This window comes from uncultured Henriciella sp. (assembly GCF_964005855.1).
Taxonomy (GTDB): Bacteria; Pseudomonadota; Alphaproteobacteria; order Caulobacterales; family Hyphomonadaceae; genus Henriciella.
The window spans coordinates 1-16,345 of record NZ_CAXFSW010000028.1; the positions used below are offsets into that span (position 1 = coordinate 1).

A 16,345-nucleotide genomic window follows, 5' to 3' on the forward strand; every position below is an offset into this window, starting at 1 on the left:
GGGTCATGTGATGGCATGGTCGTACAGCTCCAGAGAAGGAGAGGGAGAAAGAGCAGGGCAGCGCAAAGCGGTCTAGAGAAGGACATCGTCACTCTTCGCAAATCTGGCGAGAAGATAGGCATCTGTTTCCTCCACCGTTTCAAGCTTTCCAAATGCAAAGGCGTTGCGGTCGATGACCATGTCTCGCGGGCGAAGGGGCCGGGAAATCTCCAGGCCTTCCAGGTTACGGGCGCGCGAGAAGGCGACATAGGCCTGGCCATGGGCGAACATGCCCCGGTCGAAATCGATGAAGACCTTGTCCAGTGTCAGGCCCTGCGCCTTGTGGATGGTCACCGCATAGGCCAGCCTCAGCGGCACCTGTTTGAAGGTCCCGACCACTTCGCGGGAAACCTTCTTCGTTTCAGGGTCCAGCGTGTATTTGTATTTCTCCCAGGCGGCGGGTTCGATCTCATGGATATGGCCGTCGAGTTCGACCCAGACATTGTCGCCCTTGAAGCCTTCGACAGTCGCCAGAGAGCCATTTACCCAGCGCCCTTCCGGGTCATTCTTGATGAGCATGACCCGGGCGCCTTTCTTGAGTTCGAGATCGGCTTCGGTCGGGAAGGACTTTTCGTCGAACTGTCCCTGAACATTCGCTTCAAACTCGTGCGGCTTGCCGGGCAGATCCGCGAGCCGCGCCTGATTAATGCGATAGGCATTGGCGTTGTTGGGTGTGAGCACGACATGCGTCTCGCTCGCTTCAACGGCAGAGCGGCCAGATACAGCTTCCTGCAGAAGACGCTCATCGGTCGGAGCAAGCCGTCCCTGACGCATCGCGCCGAGCAGGGCAAGAAAACGCGGGTCCTCCTGGCGGAAGACGTGTTTCAGCGCGAGGAGGGCGAATTCAGCCTGCCTGAAAGCGGGAGCATTGAAAAAGTAATGCCCGCCATAGCGTTCATTCAGGATTTCGGCTTCCTCGCCGCGCGCGACGGGCGGCAGCTGGTGCAGGTCGCCGGACAGGATCATGCGGACCCCGCCAAAGGGGCGCTTGTTGCCCCGGTTGAGCTGCAGGCTCTTGTCGATGGCGTCCAGCATGTCGGCGCGCACCATGGAAATCTCGTCGATGATCATCGTCTCGATCGCCTTGATGAGGCGGGCGCCGCGCAGCCGCTTGATGTCGGCTTCCTCGATGAGGCGGGGAGGGAATTTGAAGAAGGAATGGATCGTCTGGCCGCCTGCATTCATTGCAGCAACCCCTGTCGGGGCCAGAACCACGGTATTCTCGCCCGCCTCAGCGAGGAAACGGCGAAGCATGGTGGTCTTGCCGGTGCCAGCGCGACCGGTGAGGAACAGATTGCCCTGCGCACCCGCGCCGCGCGCGACCCATTCGGCAGGCGCGGCATAGACAGTATCGGGCAGGGTCTTGGTGTCGGACATTTGCATTTCACATAGCCTTAGCCGTATCCGGCCTGCTAAGCGAGGGCATGGTTCTTACTCCGCAACAGCTCGACCGTCACAAGCGCCACATCCTGCTCAAGGAAATTGGCGGGCCGGGCGTCCAGAAACTGCTGGGCGCGAGGGTTTCGATCATCGGGGCGGGGGCGCTTGGCGGACCGTGCGCGATGTATCTTGCCGCAGCCGGTGTCGGTGAGATCGAGCTCTGGGATGCCGACACCGTGGACCGGTCTAACCTGCAGCGGCAGATCCAGTTCACAGAAGCAGATATCGGCGAGGCAAAGGTGGGTGTCCTGGCTGACAGGTTAAGAGCCGCCAATCCCGATTGCCGGGTGAGCCTGCAGCCTCATCGCTGGCACGTCGCGCATAAACTGGCGGGCGATATTCTTATCGATGCTACCGACAATTATGAAACCCGTTTTGAGCTTAACCGCGTTGCCCATGCCAGCGGACGCTATCTCGTATCCGGCGCGGCCACACGCTGGTCAGGCCAGATCTCGGTGTTTGCGTCCGGCGTGGTTCAGGAGGCGCCCTGCTATCAGTGCTTTGTACCAGAGACCCCGCCCGATGCAGAAGCCTGCGAGGACGTCGGCGTGGTCGGACCTGTCACAGGTGTTGTCGCTTCGCATATGGCGCTGGAGACCCTGAAACTTCTGACAGGCGCCGGGCGACCGCTTGTGGGAAAGATCAGTGTTATCGATGGTCTTGGCGGTGTTGCGCGCCAGATCGGCCTGCCGCGTGATCCTGCCTGTCCGGTCTGTGGTTCTGGTAGCTAGCCGACCCCGCGGTCTAGCCGCTGAGATCAGGCGGCCGACGCCTTGGCAGCTTCCGGGCAGAGAATCTTGCGGATCTCGGCCTTGTCCTTTGCCTGGCGGAGCGCCTCGCGAACGCTTGGCTGGCGTAGGGTGCGACTGACCTGGGCGAGCGCCCGGAGATGGTCGGCGCCAGACCCCACCGGGGCGATCAGCATGAAAATGAGGTCGCAGGGGCGTTCATCGACAGCATCGAAATCGACACCGGATTCGAGACGTACAAATCCGCCCAGCGGCTTGCTCAGCCTGTCTATCCTGGCATGCGGAATGGCGACGCCTTCGCCCACGCCTGTCGAGCCCAGACGCTCGCGTTCCAGCACCGCTTCGAAGATGTCGCGCTGGTCCAGCTTCGTCTTTGCTGCGAGAGCCTGGCTGAGAAGCGTCAGGGCCTGTTTACGGCTGTCGGCCGCCACAGGATCAAGAATGACGCCCCCTTCAAGAAGGCTGGTAAGATCAGTCGCCATAACGCGTCCGGAATTTCTAGGATTTGCTGTCGGAGGCGGGGTCGACCCACCCGATATTACCGTCGGCACGCCTGTACACCATGTTCAGCCCGGAGTGTTTTGCATTCCGGAACATGAGTGCGGGGGCATCGGCAAGTTCAAGCTGGAGGACAGCCGCCGAGACCGTCATCGTGCGAATTTGTGCGGCAGCTTCTGCCACAATAACGGGCGCATTGCCGTCTTCGCCGGTATCGGCTGGATCTTCATCCTCCCCTTCCGCCGATCCTTTAAGCACGAAGGCTGAAGCCGGCTCGCTGGGGAAGGGCGTCTGGCCGTTCTTGTGGTGATCCTTGAGGCGGCGCTTGTAGCGGCGCACGCGCTTCTCGATCTTGTTCAGCGCTTCATCGAGCGCGACATACGGATCTTCAGCCTTGCCGGTGGACTGCAGGATTATGCCTGACGGCAAATGAATGTTGCAGTCGATCTCGGTCTCATGGCCATTCGGGCTGACGGTGACGTGACCGTCAAAATCCCGGTCGAAATATTTTGTGACGGCTGCTTCAAGACCAGCTTCAATACGAGTCTTGAGCGACTCGCCGAGGTCCATCTTCCGTCCTGCAATCTGTATCTGCACGGAACTCTCCGATAGTGAGGTCCAACTATAGACGCCTCAAACAAGGATTGCGAGGCGTCGCCTCCTTAAATTCGTCACCCGTTGAGTCAATCACCTGCCCGCAGAGTGTGCAATCAGGCACTTGCGCGCAGCTGCCTTCGCCGCTGGACGCTCGACGGGATATTCAGGCTTTCACGATATTTCGCGACAGTCCGGCGCGCGATTTCAATGCCAAATTCAGTAAGGATTTCAACGATCTTGTCGTCCGACAAAATCTTGTCGCCCTCTTCGTCGATCAGTTGCTTGATGCGGTATCGGACCGCTTCGGCAGAATGGGCATCACCGCCTGCCGTGCCCGGAATGGCAGCGGAGAAGAAATATTTAAGTTCAAACAGGCCACGCGGTGTCCCCATATATTTGTTCGAGGTGACCCGGCTCACCGTGGATTCATGCATGCTGATCGCGTCTGCAACCTGCTTGAGATTCAGCGGCCGCAGATGTGCCACGCCGTGGGCAAAGAAGGCGTCCTGCTGGCGTACGATCTCGCTTGCGACCTTCAGGATCGTGCGGGCGCGCTGGTCCAGCGACTTGATCAGCCATGATGCGTTCTGGGCGCATTCGGAAATGAATTCCTTCTCGCTCTCGCGCATGGGCAGGGCGCTCACCTCGGCATAATAGGCCTTGTCCATCAGGACGCGCGGCAGCGTGTCTGAATTGAGCTCCACTGCGTACATACCGTTCGGCATCTCGCGGACAAAGACGTCGGGCGCCACAGCGATTGTCGCGTCACTTGCGAATGCAGAGCCGGGGCGCGGGGTCAGGGCGCGAAGCTCCGCAATCATGTCGAGCACGTCTTCCTTGTCGACACCGCAGAGGTCGCACAGCTTCTTGATGTCATGTTTGGCGACAAGGTCGAGATTGTTGACCAGCGCTTCCATGGCCGGGTCCAGCCGGTCGCGGTCGCGCAGCTGCAGGGCCAGGCATTCGCTGATATTGCGGGCCATGACGCCAACCGGCTCAAACCCCTGACAGACCTTGAGGACTGCCTCGACATTGGCGGGGTCGGCGCCGAGCGCCTCCGCGACCTCCTCAAGTTCAGTCTTGCAATACCCGGCCTCGTCGGTCTCATCGATGAGACGGGCGCCAATCAGCTGGTCGGCCTGTGACAGCCCCGACATGGCGAGCTGTCTGTGGAGGTGCTCATGCAGGGTCGTTTCCGAACTCACAGAGCCTTCGAAATCATAGTCCTCGCCGGTAAAGCTGCCACCGCTGCCGGCTTGCGACCAGTCGGTGCGGGCGGAGGGGCCCGACATCTCATTGGCGGTGGTGGCGCTGTCAGACGTGGTGCCGCCCTCGTAAAGGTCTTCCTTGGGCGCATCCATTGCCTCGCGCGCCTCATGGAGGCCGGAATTGTCGTCGAGGTTCAGCTCGTCGCGTTTGGAGGTGCGCTCGGTGCGGCCGCCTTCGGTGTCATCGCGCTCGGTGCCTTCACCATGTTCGAGGAGCGGATTGCGCTCGATTTCGGCCTCGACAAATTCGGCAAGTTCGATGTTCGACAATTGCAGGAGCTTGATCGCCTGCTGCAATTGCGGAGTCATCACCAGGGACTGGCCCTGGCGCATGTCGAGACGTTGTGAAATGGCCATTGGCGTTACGCGGCGAACCGTTCGCCCAGATAGACCCTGCGCACATCATCATTGGACAGGACATCCTCAGGCGCGCCTTCGAACAGCACACCACCATCATAGATGATGGATGCCCGGTCCACGATCTGAAGCGTCTCGCGCACCTGGTGGTCGGTGATCAGCACGCCTAGTCCGCGTTGCTTGAGATAACCGACCAGATCGGAAATATCCGACACGGCGAGCGGGTCGATACCGGTAAACGGTTCGTCCAGAAGCATGAAACTGGGTCTGGAAGCCAGGGCACGGGCAATTTCCACACGGCGCCGTTCACCCCCCGAAAGAGAGGTGGCAGGCTGGTCGCGCAAATGCTCAATGTGCAGCTCTTCCAGGAGGGCTTCGACTTCCTTTTTGCGGGCGGCCTTGTTCTTTTCGACGAGTTCGACAACGGAGAGGATATTCTCCTCCACGCTCATCCCGCGAAAGATTGAGGCCTCCTGCGGCAGGTAGCCGACGCCCAGGCGCGCGCGCTGATACATGGGCAGACTGGTCACGTCTGCTCCGTCAATCTCGATCGTCCCGGCATCTGCGCCGATCAGACCCATGATCATGTAGAAACACGTGGTCTTGCCGGCACCATTTGGCCCGAGCAGACCCACAACTTCCCCGCGTTGCAGCGAAAGCGAGACATTCTTGACGACGCTACGTTTGCCGAAGGATTTGGCAAGTCCGCTCGCTACGAGGCCTGTGGCCGCTTCCGTCATAAGTCCCATTCCCTTGCTTGGCGCGGAAGATTTGCGCCTGCCGATGACCTAGATCAACAGGCTTAATATCCGCTTAGATCGCATCTCTCAATTTGATGCTTCTTCGTCTTCGCCGCTCGCGTCTTCAGCAGCTTCGCCTTCTTCACCGGTGTCTGTGCTGTTCGGCGAGATATTAAACTGGACCCGGCCGTCGCCGCCATCAAGAGTGGTGCGGCCTTCTTCAAGACGCATGACAAGGCGGCTGCCGGTGGCCACATCCTCGCCGCGCACGACGACGACATCGCCGGTCATCGTGATCGTGTCGGCTTCGGCATCGTAGATGCCGCGATCGCCTGTCGCCTTCAGCTCCGGGGTCACATAGAAGACTTCGCCCTCTGCCACCATCGAGCGGATGTCGCCAAAGCCACCCATGCCCGTGGCGTCCTCGTCGCCGCTATTTGCATAGTTGATGGTCACCCGGTTGGCGCGAAGGCGTGCGTCGCCCTGCATGATATCGACTTCATCGATCAGCACGACCTGACGCTGGCGCTGGCTCACTTCGCTGGTGCCGGCGTTCACGCGGATCGGGCCGCCCTCGCCGGAAATCTGGGCAAGTGCAGCCGGTGCCAGCAGCGTGGCTGCGGTCATGATCGTGGCCAGGCATCTCATCATCTGGGTCTTACTCCTCGTCGCCAGTGTCGCTGGCGGTGTTTCCTGCCGGGGCTGCCCCCGATCCGTCGCGCTTGTTCGGGAAGATGGTCATTTCGACATTGCCCCGGCAGCTCAGCCGGTCCCCGTCCTCTACAATTTCATACGTGTCACAGGTCACATCGCCAAGAGGGCCGGTTCCGACGAGCGGATCGATTCCGTCAACGCGGCCTTCTTCGACGAAGACCCTGGCCGATGTCGACCGGAAATCATAGCCGCGCGTATCCACCAGGCGTACAGCCTCAAACAGGTCTACGGTCTGGTCGCTCTGATCATAGAGGCCGGAAGGGGCATCGATTTCCGTCCCGTTCTCGGTCACAAGACGGGGGTTCTGAAGCTCGATCAGCTCTGGGTCGGCACGCCGGCGCTGGGCCGTGTCCGCCGTGATCATGATCGACTGGCCGGCGACATCCCGCCCGGTGAAGCGCGCATTGACCATTGTGACCACTTCATCCGAGCTCAGCTGTTCAAGCTGTGAGGGGCCGCGCGAGACCGCATTGGCAGCAAGATGGCCGACCATAATGCCAGCTGCGATGGCAGCGCCGGCGGTGAACATCAGACGCAGAAGAGAGACCAGCGAAGACCGCCTGCGCGCCTGCGCCAGCGTCATCTGGCGACGTGGCTCCCAGAGGCTGAGTGCGCTGGAGGAATCGATGGTCAAATTCGTCTTTCGTCCTGTTTTCTTGTCCCGGCCAGGTGGCGGGTTTCATATTTTTAACCCTGCCGGGAAATTGAGGCGATAGTCTGTTCCTAGCTGTGTGCGAAGATGTCCACGCCATCCCAGCCTTCCAGATCGAGTTTTGCCCGCACAGGAAGGAAATCGAAACAGGCCTGCGCAAGTTCAAGGCGTCCCTCACGTTTCAGCATGTCTTCCAGACCGGATTTGATGGCATGCAGGTGAAGCACGTCATTGGCGCAGTATTGCAGCTGGGCATCGGTCAGCTCGGTCGCGCCCCAGTCGGAGGATTGCTGCGCCTTTGACATGTCGACGCCCGCGATCTCGCGCGCGACATCTTTCAGCCCGTGCCGGTCGGTATAGGTGCGGCAAAGTTTCGAGGCGATCTTGGTGCACCAGACGGGTGTGCAGTCGATGCCCAGCCAGTGTTTCATCATGGCGACGTCGAAACGGGCGAAGTGGAAAAGTTTCAGCCGCGAGCTGTCGGCCATCATCGCCTTCAGGTTCGGACAGTCGAAGCGCCGGTCCAGCTGGACAACATGCGCCGTGCCGTCACCGGCCGAAAGCTGGACGACGCACAGCGCGTCGCGGAAAGGGTTGAGGCCCATGGCCTCGGTGTCGACGGCGATCTCCCGGCCAAGGTCGAGACCGGCGGGCAGGTCGCCCTTATGCAGCGTGATATTGTTCATGGACTGACGCCTTAGCCATTCTGGACGCTGAGGGAAACCGTAAACTGAAGCCGCTGGTCACGGCTTGCGGGCAGCCGAGCGGATATCCCGGTTGCGATTGGCCATCTGGACGCTGACAACATAGGCCTTGTCGGACTGCATTCCCGCCAGGATCAGGCCTGCCTGGTCGCTGTTCATCAGACGCAGGAAACCGGCAGCAAAGCCGGGATCCATCTGATTGAAGATCATCGCCGCCTGGTCGGGTTTCATGGCGCTGTACATGTCGGTCAGATGTTCGATGTCGGCTTCGGCGTTGACCGTCATCTCGTCCCAGCGCGTCTCGACGGCGGACTGCAGGGCGGCAAGTTCTTCTGTCTGACGGCGAAGCTCTGCTTCACGCGCGCGAAGGTCGATCTCGCGCTGCTGGAGCTCGGCGCTGCGCCTCTGGAGGGAGGTCTGGTCGCTGGCAAGCGCGGCGGCGGCCTCTCCAGTAAGGCAGAATTCAGAGGGCGACTGCGGGCTTGCCTCTGTTGCGGATGCCTGATGAAGCATCGCTTCAGCGCCCGCCCTGCTGGCCGCGCCCTGCTGGGCTGCGGGCGGTGCAGGCTCATTGGCCCCGCTAGACGCGATGCTGCGTTCATCGGGGGTGTTTTCCGCCGAGGCCAGCCTGTCTGGCAGGATGCGCGTAATACCGCCCACGGTGAACAGGACACCGAGCGTGATCAGGACATGTGTGCGCGCTTTTCCAGCCATTCTCTTGAAGCCCTAATTGGTGTTGCGGGTGACCCAGGAGTCGTCATCCTCAAACAGGAAGTCGCCGCCGCGCGCCACGTTCTGCAGGCGGGTCTGGCGCGCCCGCATCTCATCGATAAGCTGTTCAAGGCTGCCATCGCCAGGGCGACCAGAATGGGCAAGAGGCGGGTTTCTATCGCTATGCGTCTCCCGCCGGTCGCAGACTTCCAGCCGCTCGATCATGTCGCCGAGACGCTCGCAGGTCTGATCGGCTTCCTTCATGAGCTGGCTGAGGCGGCTGGCAAGCTCGCCGGCCTGGTTGCGGGTTTCCTGTGTCGCGGACGAAACGGCCGATACCGACTTGTTCATGGCCATGATTGTTGCGCCAAGCCCGTCGCGTGTGTCCTGAAGGGATTTCAGACGACGTGAGAGCTGTACACAGTAGATGCAGGCGGCAAGCGAAACGAGGAAAAGCGCGATATCGATGGGCTGGATGTCTGGCATGGCGCTACCTCAGCATGAATTCTGTGATCAGGACGCCGCGCGCCCGCTCTGCGCCCAGCACGAGTTCGGCGCGGCGCGAGAGCTGTTCCTTCAGGTCGGGATAGAAACTCTCAGCCTCGAAATCGGAAATGTCGATGGCGCGAAGATAGGTCAAAAACGCATCGGTCAGCATTGGCGCTGCGCCTTCGACGTCCGCTGCGCTGGCCGTCGGGGTCATAACGACCGCGCGTAGCTTTACATAACGGTTGTCGGCGCCATCCCCGACAGTGATGAGCATGTCCTCAAGCTCGACATAGCTGGTGTCGGCAGAGGCAAGCGGCGTCGGTCCCGCCGCCATTGCGCCGGGGGCTGGGCAAGCGGCTGATTCGCTCGCTTCCGAAGGGGCGAGAAAATAAACCATCGCAAACGAAGCAGCGCCGCAGACCACTGCAAGAATTGCCGAACTTACAAGGATATTGCCGCCTTTTGAGGATGTATTTCCCTTGCCGTTCTGCGCCGCAGTGTCGCGTTCGTCGTCCATCAAGCCCCTCTCAGCAATATAAGGATTTACGAGGCTGCTTTAGTAAATGCCCGGTAAAGGAAGCGTTAATGATTTCGCCCGAAATATTAATCATTCCAGTTACCGGGGTTGATGAGGTTCGGGGCCGTTTTCTGCCATGAAATTTCTTGAGACATTGAAATCACTGCCACTCAGCCGGCAGCTTGCACTGGCTGCTGCAACGCTTGGCGTTGTGCTGGCGATGGTCTTCCTTGTGCAGGGAGCAATGAACGAGCCCAAATCGCTGCTCTATTCCAAGCTTGAACCGGCGACGGCTGGCGAGATTATCGAGGAACTGGACCAGCGCGGCGTTGAGTATGAGCTTCGTGGCGACTCCATTTTTATCGCCCAGAGCAAGCGCGATCAGGTCCGCTTTGCGCTGGCCCGCCAGGGGCTGCCGCAACAATCCGTCCAGGGCTACGAACTGCTCGATGACGTCAACGGCTTCTCCGTCACGTCGGAAATGTACAACGCCGCCTACTGGCGCGCGAAGGAAGGTGAGCTGACACGCACTATTCTCGCGATAGACGGCGTATCCTCTGCACGTGTCCATATCGGTGCGAATCTTGGCTCCGGTTTCACCCGCTCGCAGAGCCCTCAGACGGCCTCGGTCACGCTCAACACCACCCATGACCTTTCCCCGGGCCAGGCCGAGGCCATCCAGTATATGGTGGCGCTGGCCGTAGCCGGCCTGGCGCCTGAGGATGTGGCTGTCATCGATCCGGTTAAAGGGCTTCTGGCGGGGCCCAACGTGGCCAAGGCGTCGCAGCCCTCCGTGGTGGCCGAGGGGCAGGCGAGCATGCTGGAAGAGAAAATCCTGCGCCTCATCGATGCCCGTGTCGGCGCGGGCAATGCGCGCGTTTCGGTCAGCGTGGATGTGAACCGCCAGCACCAGACGATTTCCGAACGCACGGTCGATCCGGACTCGCGCATCGTGCGCAGCCGTTCAGTCAATGATGTCAGCGAAACCAGTGCAGGCAGCAGCGGGGCCCTCAGTGCGGCCAGCAATCTTCCGCAGGGTGAAGGCGCTGGCGGGGGTGGAAACTCCAGCACGATGCGAAATTCGACGGAGAGCGTGAATTACGACTTCAATGAACGGCGCACGGAAACCGAGCTGCTGCCCGGCGAGATCGAACGTGTCTCCGTCGCGGTCCTCCTCAATGAGCAGGCGCTTGGGCTGGGCGCTGAAGGGCAGGATCCGGCCGTCGCCGCAAATGAGATCATCGCAGACTTCGAACAGCTTATCCTGTCGGGGGCGGGTCTGAATTCAGAGCGCGGCGACACGCTCACAGTGGAACTGATGCCATTCCAGCAAGCTGCCGTGCCAGAGATGGTGACGGCGCCCGGAATGGCCGAAACCCTCGTCCAGAACTATTTCTGGTCGGGTCTTCAGGCCCTTCTCCTGGGCCTTGTTGTACTTGGTCTGGGGCTGGGTGTTGTGCGCCCACTGCTGACACAAAAGGGCACAGCCAACTCCGCGCTGGAAGGTCCGGGCGCGAGCGACGGCCCGACTGTCCTTGAGAAGGAGCCTGCAGATCCTTTCACCTATCTCTCCGACTATACCCGCGAACGTCCTGATGAAACCGTTGCACTTCTTCAGTCGTGGCTGAACGAGGACAGGAAAGCTGCCGTAAATGAGTGAAGCCGTCTTTTCCAAACTGCCCCGCTTTGACGGGTTGACCACCCATGTCGGCGCGCGCCCGCGTCTTGACCGTCAGGCCCAGCCGCGTGAGCCGAGTCTCGAAGATCAGGTGCGCGAACAGAGAGGCCGTATAGAGCAGGAGCGTCAGGAGCAGGAAACCCGCTATAATCGCAAGATGGATGCGGTGGAGCAGACGCTGGCACTGCTTGCCGGGAAGGTCGAGCAGGTCGAGGCTGACGCCCGTGAACAGACCGCCGCTTCCGTGGCCTCGATTGCCGAGCGCCTGTTTCCGAAACTGGCGCGGCGCTTCCTAGCCGAAGAGATCGCCCTTCATCTGGAAAAGATGATCCCGCCTGGCCAGGTCTGCATTGACATAAAGGCCGAACCACATCTGGCTGAGCAACTGTATGAAGTCCTCCAGCGCTCCAGCCATCTGGCGGAGATCTGCAATGTCGTGCCGCAGGAAAGTTCCGGCGGCAGCCGTGTCGATGTCTCATGGAAGAGCGGTGGTCTCGACTTCGACTTTGACGGTCTGCTGGAGGCCTGCATCGGGCATCTGCGCAGCGAACGGTCCAGTGAAGGGGAGATAGGGTGATGGGCAACGCGGAAGCCAAGCCGTCCATTACAGATTTGGGGGACCGGCGGGACGACTCGCCGGTGAACCAGTTTCGCCGCGCCATCTATGGAGTGCCGGTCACACTGACGGTCTCGGTTGGACATCGCCGGCTCAGCGTTCAGGAAGTGCTGGACCTCACACCGGATTCGGTGATCGCGCTGGACTCGCGCATCGAGGACCCGGTGAGCCTCATGGTCGATGACAAGCTCATCGCGCGGGGGGAACTGGTCGAGACCGATGATGGCGGCATTGCCGTCAAGATTACCGAAATCGCGGAGGAGGCCGATGCTTCTGAAGGCTAGAGAGGGAGCGCTTGCCGCGCGCCTCGCCAGCCTTCTCGCATTTGCCCTCTTCTTCAGCTTTGCGGCCAGTGCGCAGGATGCCGGTGACGCGGGCGCGGCGCTCGACACGCTGCTCGGTCAGGGCGGTGAGGGTGGGCTGAGCGGCACGGTCATCATCCTTTTCCTGGTTGTAACGGTGCTCAGCCTGGTACCGGGTCTCGCCATGATGGTGACCTGCCTGCCGTTTCTGATTATCGTCTTCTCCTTCATCCGTCAGGCGCTCGGCATTCAGCAGGCGCCGCCCAACATGATGCTGATGGCGCTCGCCATCTTCCTGACCTTCTTCATCATGGAACCGACCTTTACCCAGGCCTGGGCCAATGGCGTTTCGCCCTATATCGATGGCGCCATCGACGAGGCAGTTGCCTGGCAGCAGACAACCGACCCCTTCCGGACGTTCATGACTGCGCGTGTCGAGCCGGGGACGGTTTCGATTCTGGGCGATGCCCTTCAGCGGCCAGTGACTGAAGGGCAGGAACCGGCATTTCCCTTGCTGGCGACCGCCTTCATGCTGTCTGAAATCAAGCATGCCTTTCAGATCGGATTTGTCGTCTTTCTTCCATTTCTTGTTATTGATCTCGTCGTAGCCTCGGTGCTGATGGCCGTCGGTATGATGATGGTTCCGCCCACCGTCGTGTCGCTGCCATTCAAGATCGGTTTCTTCGTTCTGGCTGATGGCTGGCTGAAGATCACCGAGGCGCTGGTGAGAGGGTATGCCGGATGAATGATGCGGTTAAGACGCCAGGATCGAACGTGACCCCGCTGCGTCCGCGCCAGCAGGGTGTCGCGACGAATCTACAGGCGATTCCGCCGGCGCGCCGCGCAGCCGTCGTGATCGCCATGATGGGAGAGCAGGCGGCAAAGCCCATTGTCGAAAAGCTGGACGATGCCTCGCTCGCGCAGGTCGCCGCGGAACTGGAAGCGGTCTCCTATCTCGGTCGCGAGGAACTCACTGAAATTGTCGTGGATTTTCTTCAGGCGCTTCGGCAGACCAGTGGCTCGTTCCGGGGCGGCAAAGCACGTGCGAGGGAGATCGTCTCCGGTTTCCTGGATGAGAGCCGCGTCGATGTGGTTTTCGGCAACAGTCAGATGCCGAAACAGAAGGCGGTGTCGCAGTCGCGCGATGTGTGGTCGCGCCTGGAGGGGCGAAAGCCCGCCGCAGTTGCCGCCTATCTCATGCGTCTCACGCCGAATATCAGTGCGATTATCCTGCGAAACCTCGACGTTGCTTTCGCTTCGGAGGTGGTCGGGCATCTGGAAGAACCGATGCTGGACAACACGATCAGCTACCTGGTCGGCGGCGACCAGGTGGACGCTGAGATCGTGGACGTGGTCGCCCAGATGGTGGAGATCGAATTCCTGAACCAGGTTCAGGAGGTCGAGGAGGAGGACAATGAAGCGGCCGAATCGGTGGGCGAACTCCTGAGCTTGCTGCCCAGCAATACACGCGCCCGGATCATGTCCTTCATCCGCACCGAGCATGAGGACAAGTTCGCGAGCATCGAGAAAGTGATGTTCACTATTGAGGGCCTGCCGGAAATCCTGCCCCGCCAGTATGTGCCGGTGGTCTTCAGGGAGATGGGCGAGGATCAGCTGATACCTGTCCTCGCTTCCATGAAAGGCCCCTCCAAGCGCGTCCAGGACTATCTTCTGGAGAATATATCCTCACGCCTTGCCGTGCAGTACCGCGATGCGCTCGAAGCGCCTGACCTCAAACCGGTTGAGGATCCTGAAGCCGAACAGCGCAGCTTCCTCACCGCCTTGATGGGAATGAAGCGTCGCGGCCTCATCGAGATGGAAAAGAAGAAGAAAGCCTGACAGGCTTTCTTTGCAGATAGGGGGCCGTTAAGGCGCTCGCCTTTCCACCCTCAAACCTAGCGTACGATCAGGTCCGCATGCAGCGCGCCGGCCGCCTTCATGGTGCGAATGATGTCGCCCATTTCCTGTGGCGAAACGCCGAGCGCATTCAGCCCTGCGATCAGCTGCGAGAGCGTCACATTGGCGTCCAGCGTGGCAATGTTCCGCGTGCCCGTCTGGCCGATCTCGATCCGTGAGCGGGGCAGGACGATGGATTCGCCATCTGCGAACGGGTTGGGTTGGGAGACGACAGGCGTTTCCGTGACCTTGATCGAGATATCGCCCTGGGCAATCGCGACGCGCGAAATAGTGACATCCTTGCCAAGGACGATGGTGCCGGATTGTTCGTCAATCACGATACGTGCGGGCACGGCGACCTCGATTGGCAGGTTCTCAATGCTGGCAAGAACGCGCGAGGGTGAGCCCTGCAGGCTGCGCAGGTCGATATCCACTGTGCCGGGGTCGCGCATATAGGCCACAGGAGAACCGACCGCGGCATTGATCGTGTCCTCGATCCGGGCCGCCGTCGTGAAGTCGGGGTCGCGCAGGGCGAGGACCAGGGAGTTGCGATCATTGAACTGATAGGGGATTTCACGTTCGACACGGGCGCCGCTTGGGATCGCGCCCTGGGTGGGCGTTCCCTTCCGGGCCCGCGCGCCGGCGGCCTGCACATCGATACCGGAAACGATAATGCTGCCCTGGGCCACCGCATAAACTTCATTGTCGGCGCCCTTGAGCGGGGTCAGCACCAGCGTGCCGCCCTCGAGGCTTTCAGCGTCACCGATCGAGGAGACCGATACATCGACGGTGGAGCCATTGCGGGCAAAGGAAGGCAGGGTTGCCGTGACCAGGACGGCGGCGACATTATCCGGCTTGATGTCCTCGCCCTGCACATTCACGCCAAGGCGTTCGAGCATGTAGGTCAGGGAATCCTCGGTAAACGGTGAATTGCGAACCGTGTCGCCCGTTCCGTTCAGGCCAACCACGATACCATAGCCGATCAGATCGTTCTGCCGCACGCCTTCGACATCGACCACATCGCGTATCCGGGTCTGGGCCTCGGCGGTGGGGTAGACCAGACCTGGCAGGACGAGGCTGGCCAGTGCGAGAAGGATCATCAGAGGCTTCATCGGATCACCTTAGGAAGTTCATGAGGGTGAGCTGAGACAGCCTTGCCGTCAGCATGTAGGAGGCTTCGAGACTGGCCTCCAGAGATTTGAGTTCGGAGGCCGCTTCATACTGGTCACGCGCAGTCATGCCTTCCAGCAGATTGTTGAGCACCAGCCTCTCCTGGGCGAGGCCTTTCATGCCGTCGGCGACACGTCCCTGAAGGATACCGGTGGCGGCGCGAAGCTGCGTCAGGTCGGCATCGGACTGGACCAGTCTGTCGGCTGAGTTGGAAATGATGTCCAGCGTCTGGCCGGTGGAGAATTTGTCCAGCGCATCGCCCGGCTTTGCCATGGACAGGATGCCCAGATTGCGAAGCGTGCTGGCAATGGCTGGATCGAGCCCGGTTACAGCGTCTCCATCCGAAGATGTCTTTGAGCCACGATAGAAGCTGTTGGCAAAGTCGCCTGTCTCTGAATCGAAATAGGCATCCATTCTGGCGTCGAAGTCTGCCTTGTCGCTGGCAGCGTCGGCAATGGCGCGCAGATCTTCCAGAAAGGCTTCGCTTGAGCCGAATGGCGCCTTGTCTGTCGCGTCGCCTGAAAAGAGAAAGCGCTCGCCATGGCGTGCATTGAGTGAAATCAGCGCCGCATCGAGCTGGGCGCGGGCATCGCCGGCCAGCGCTTCGCGTTCGACCGGCGAGCCTGCGCTGAGCGCGTCCAGAGCGCGAACGGAGATTGCCGCCAGATTGTCCTGCATCCGCTCCAGGCTCTGCTGGGTGATATCGAGGCGTGCCTCACGAAGCTGAAGCAGGCTGGTGTCGCGGTCGATGGCCTCGACAGCCTGCTGCGTCAGCATGGCCTTGCCGATCTGGCCGGACAGGTGCGCTGTCGGGTCGGCGGCCTTACCGGTCACCGCTTCGCTTGATGTCTTCTCAATCCGCTCGCGGATATTGGAAATGTCACGGCTCAGCTGACTGGTGATCGAACTGCCAAAATAGGACGTGTTGATCATTCTAGAGCTCCATCAGCTTGAGCATCATCTGGTTGGCGATCTCAATGACGCGGGCATTGGCGGCGTAGGCCTGTTCGATCTCCAGAAGCATCTGCATCTGCGTGTCCACATCAACGCCGGTTTCCCGGCGCTCTGCTTCTGCCATGATTGAATGCTGGGCGGCCGTTGACGCCTCTACAGCTTCGCTCGAGATGCGCATCTGTCCTGTGCGTGTGGCAAAGCCTGCGATGAGGTTGGAGGCGTTGTAGCTGCCTTCGAAGCCACCGGCACTCAGG

Annotated in this window: 20 protein-coding genes; 6 read left to right on the forward strand and 14 right to left on the reverse strand. The window is 60.6% G+C overall.

Features of this window, described 5'->3' with window-relative positions; genetic code table 11:
- Window positions 1–72: 72 nt before the first annotated feature.
- Window positions 73–1,416, reverse strand: a complete 1,344-nt coding sequence (locus ABNU55_RS15015; RefSeq protein ID WP_348764529.1) for an AAA family ATPase — start codon at window positions 1,414–1,416, stop codon at window positions 73–75.
- Between the two features lie 47 nt (window positions 1,417–1,463).
- On the opposite strand from ABNU55_RS15015, the gene ABNU55_RS15020 reads away from it, so the two are divergent.
- Window positions 1,464–2,210 (forward strand): ThiF family adenylyltransferase, encoded by a 747-nt coding sequence (locus ABNU55_RS15020; protein WP_348764530.1) that lies wholly within the window; start codon window positions 1,464–1,466, stop codon window positions 2,208–2,210.
- A 26-nt stretch (window positions 2,211–2,236) separates the two neighbouring features.
- Here ABNU55_RS15020 and ABNU55_RS15025 read toward each other — a convergent pair whose 3' ends face one another.
- The 10 genes from ABNU55_RS15025 to ABNU55_RS15070 all read right to left on the reverse strand — a co-directional run bounded on the left by ABNU55_RS15025 (window position 2,237) and on the right by ABNU55_RS15070 (window position 9,475).
- Window positions 2,237–2,710, reverse strand: a complete 474-nt coding sequence (locus ABNU55_RS15025) for a PTS sugar transporter subunit IIA (RefSeq protein WP_290748318.1) — start codon at window positions 2,708–2,710, stop codon at window positions 2,237–2,239.
- A 16-nt stretch (window positions 2,711–2,726) separates the two neighbouring features.
- Complete coding sequence (gene raiA / locus ABNU55_RS15030) at window positions 2,727–3,323, reverse strand: ribosome-associated translation inhibitor RaiA (protein ID WP_290748316.1); 597 nt, start codon at window positions 3,321–3,323, stop codon at window positions 2,727–2,729.
- 113 nt (window positions 3,324–3,436) lie between these two features.
- A complete protein-coding gene (gene rpoN, locus ABNU55_RS15035; protein ID WP_348764531.1) occupies window positions 3,437–4,948 on the reverse strand; it encodes an RNA polymerase factor sigma-54 in 1,512 nt (503 codons plus the stop codon).
- Window positions 4,949–4,953: 5 nt separating this feature from the next.
- Entirely contained in the window at window positions 4,954–5,688 is a 735-nt protein-coding gene (lptB, locus tag ABNU55_RS15040) for an LPS export ABC transporter ATP-binding protein (RefSeq protein ID WP_290748433.1), read from the reverse strand.
- Between the two features lie 87 nt (window positions 5,689–5,775).
- Window positions 5,776–6,339: an LptA/OstA family protein gene (locus ABNU55_RS15045; protein WP_290748311.1), complete on the reverse strand. Its 564-nt coding sequence runs from the start codon at window positions 6,337–6,339 to the stop codon at window positions 5,776–5,778.
- A gap of 7 nt (window positions 6,340–6,346) precedes the next feature.
- Window positions 6,347–7,036 (reverse strand): LPS export ABC transporter periplasmic protein LptC, encoded by a 690-nt coding sequence (gene lptC / locus ABNU55_RS15050; protein WP_348764532.1) that lies wholly within the window; start codon window positions 7,034–7,036, stop codon window positions 6,347–6,349.
- An 89-nt stretch (window positions 7,037–7,125) separates the two neighbouring features.
- Complete coding sequence (locus ABNU55_RS15055) at window positions 7,126–7,740, reverse strand: ribonuclease D (RefSeq protein ID WP_348764533.1); 615 nt, start codon at window positions 7,738–7,740, stop codon at window positions 7,126–7,128.
- A 57-nt stretch (window positions 7,741–7,797) separates the two neighbouring features.
- A complete protein-coding gene (locus ABNU55_RS15060; protein WP_348764534.1) occupies window positions 7,798–8,472 on the reverse strand; it encodes a hypothetical protein in 675 nt (224 codons plus the stop codon).
- A gap of 12 nt (window positions 8,473–8,484) precedes the next feature.
- Window positions 8,485–8,955, reverse strand: a complete 471-nt coding sequence (locus ABNU55_RS15065; RefSeq protein WP_348764535.1) for a DUF6468 domain-containing protein — start codon at window positions 8,953–8,955, stop codon at window positions 8,485–8,487.
- 4 nt (window positions 8,956–8,959) lie between these two features.
- Complete coding sequence (locus ABNU55_RS15070) at window positions 8,960–9,475, reverse strand: flagellar basal body-associated FliL family protein (RefSeq protein ID WP_348764536.1); 516 nt, start codon at window positions 9,473–9,475, stop codon at window positions 8,960–8,962.
- 136 nt (window positions 9,476–9,611) lie between these two features.
- Here ABNU55_RS15070 and fliF point away from each other — a divergent pair, with 136 nt between their 5' ends.
- From fliF to ABNU55_RS15095, 5 genes are read left to right on the forward strand one after another with little or no spacing between them, the layout of a single operon-like run.
- A complete protein-coding gene (gene fliF / locus ABNU55_RS15075) occupies window positions 9,612–11,135 on the forward strand; it encodes a flagellar basal-body MS-ring/collar protein FliF (protein ID WP_348764537.1) in 1,524 nt (507 codons plus the stop codon).
- Window positions 11,128–11,730 (forward strand): hypothetical protein, encoded by a 603-nt coding sequence (locus tag ABNU55_RS15080; protein WP_348764538.1) that lies wholly within the window; start codon window positions 11,128–11,130, stop codon window positions 11,728–11,730. The genes fliF and ABNU55_RS15080 overlap by 8 nt, the downstream gene beginning before the upstream one ends.
- A complete protein-coding gene (locus ABNU55_RS15085) occupies window positions 11,730–12,053 on the forward strand; it encodes a FliM/FliN family flagellar motor switch protein (protein ID WP_290748293.1) in 324 nt (107 codons plus the stop codon). The genes ABNU55_RS15080 and ABNU55_RS15085 overlap by 1 nt, the downstream gene beginning before the upstream one ends.
- Window positions 12,037–12,816, forward strand: a complete 780-nt coding sequence (gene fliP / locus ABNU55_RS15090) for a flagellar type III secretion system pore protein FliP (RefSeq protein WP_290748290.1) — start codon at window positions 12,037–12,039, stop codon at window positions 12,814–12,816. Before ABNU55_RS15085 ends, fliP begins: the two co-directional genes overlap by 17 nt.
- Window positions 12,813–13,910 carry a FliG C-terminal domain-containing protein gene (locus ABNU55_RS15095; RefSeq protein ID WP_348764539.1) on the forward strand — a complete coding sequence of 366 codons (1,098 nt, stop codon included), beginning with the start codon at window positions 12,813–12,815 and terminating at the stop codon, window positions 13,908–13,910. The genes fliP and ABNU55_RS15095 overlap by 4 nt, the downstream gene beginning before the upstream one ends.
- A 56-nt stretch (window positions 13,911–13,966) precedes the next feature.
- Here ABNU55_RS15095 and ABNU55_RS15100 read toward each other — a convergent pair whose 3' ends face one another.
- The 3 genes from ABNU55_RS15100 to ABNU55_RS15110 all read right to left on the reverse strand — a co-directional run.
- On the reverse strand, window positions 13,967–15,079 hold the full coding sequence (locus ABNU55_RS15100; RefSeq protein WP_348764540.1) for a flagellar basal body P-ring protein FlgI: 1,113 nt from the start codon (window positions 15,077–15,079) through the stop codon (window positions 13,967–13,969).
- A gap of 4 nt (window positions 15,080–15,083) precedes the next feature.
- Window positions 15,084–16,070, reverse strand: coding sequence for a flagellin (locus ABNU55_RS15105; protein ID WP_348764541.1), 987 nt, complete (start codon window positions 16,068–16,070; stop codon window positions 15,084–15,086).
- 1 nt (window position 16,071) lies between these two features.
- A partial coding sequence (locus ABNU55_RS15110; RefSeq protein WP_348764542.1) for a flagellar basal body rod C-terminal domain-containing protein occupies window positions 16,072–16,345 on the reverse strand: 274 nt, incomplete at its 5' end.

Excerpts from the sequence above, each read along its gene's own strand:
- ABNU55_RS15100 (WP_348764540.1), bottom strand. The coding sequence starts at position 15,079 with ATGAAGCCTCTGATGATCCTTCTCGCACTGGCCAGCCTCGTCCTGCCA.
- ABNU55_RS15095 (WP_348764539.1), top strand. The coding sequence starts at position 12,813 with ATGAATGATGCGGTTAAGACGCCAGGATCGAACGTGACCCCGCTGCGT.
- fliP (WP_290748290.1), top strand. The coding sequence starts at position 12,037 with ATGCTTCTGAAGGCTAGAGAGGGAGCGCTTGCCGCGCGCCTCGCCAGC.
- ABNU55_RS15015 (WP_348764529.1), bottom strand. The coding sequence starts at position 1,416 with ATGTCCGACACCAAGACCCTGCCCGATACTGTCTATGCCGCGCCTGCC.
- ABNU55_RS15085 (WP_290748293.1), top strand. The coding sequence starts at position 11,730 with ATGGGCAACGCGGAAGCCAAGCCGTCCATTACAGATTTGGGGGACCGG.
- ABNU55_RS15020 (WP_348764530.1), top strand. The coding sequence starts at position 1,464 with ATGGTTCTTACTCCGCAACAGCTCGACCGTCACAAGCGCCACATCCTG.
- ABNU55_RS15055 (WP_348764533.1), bottom strand. The coding sequence starts at position 7,740 with ATGAACAATATCACGCTGCATAAGGGCGACCTGCCCGCCGGTCTCGAC.
- ABNU55_RS15070 (WP_348764536.1), bottom strand. The coding sequence starts at position 9,475 with ATGGACGACGAACGCGACACTGCGGCGCAGAACGGCAAGGGAAATACA.
- ABNU55_RS15080 (WP_348764538.1), top strand. The coding sequence starts at position 11,128 with ATGAGTGAAGCCGTCTTTTCCAAACTGCCCCGCTTTGACGGGTTGACC.
- ABNU55_RS15065 (WP_348764535.1), bottom strand. The coding sequence starts at position 8,955 with ATGCCAGACATCCAGCCCATCGATATCGCGCTTTTCCTCGTTTCGCTT.
- fliF (WP_348764537.1), top strand. The coding sequence starts at position 9,612 with ATGAAATTTCTTGAGACATTGAAATCACTGCCACTCAGCCGGCAGCTT.
- ABNU55_RS15060 (WP_348764534.1), bottom strand. The coding sequence starts at position 8,472 with ATGGCTGGAAAAGCGCGCACACATGTCCTGATCACGCTCGGTGTCCTG.
- ABNU55_RS15045 (WP_290748311.1), bottom strand. The coding sequence starts at position 6,339 with ATGATGAGATGCCTGGCCACGATCATGACCGCAGCCACGCTGCTGGCA.
- ABNU55_RS15025 (WP_290748318.1), bottom strand. The coding sequence starts at position 2,710 with ATGGCGACTGATCTTACCAGCCTTCTTGAAGGGGGCGTCATTCTTGAT.
- lptB (WP_290748433.1), bottom strand. The coding sequence starts at position 5,688 with ATGACGGAAGCGGCCACAGGCCTCGTAGCGAGCGGACTTGCCAAATCC.
- rpoN (WP_348764531.1), bottom strand. The coding sequence starts at position 4,948 with ATGGCCATTTCACAACGTCTCGACATGCGCCAGGGCCAGTCCCTGGTG.
- ABNU55_RS15105 (WP_348764541.1), bottom strand. The coding sequence starts at position 16,070 with ATGATCAACACGTCCTATTTTGGCAGTTCGATCACCAGTCAGCTGAGC.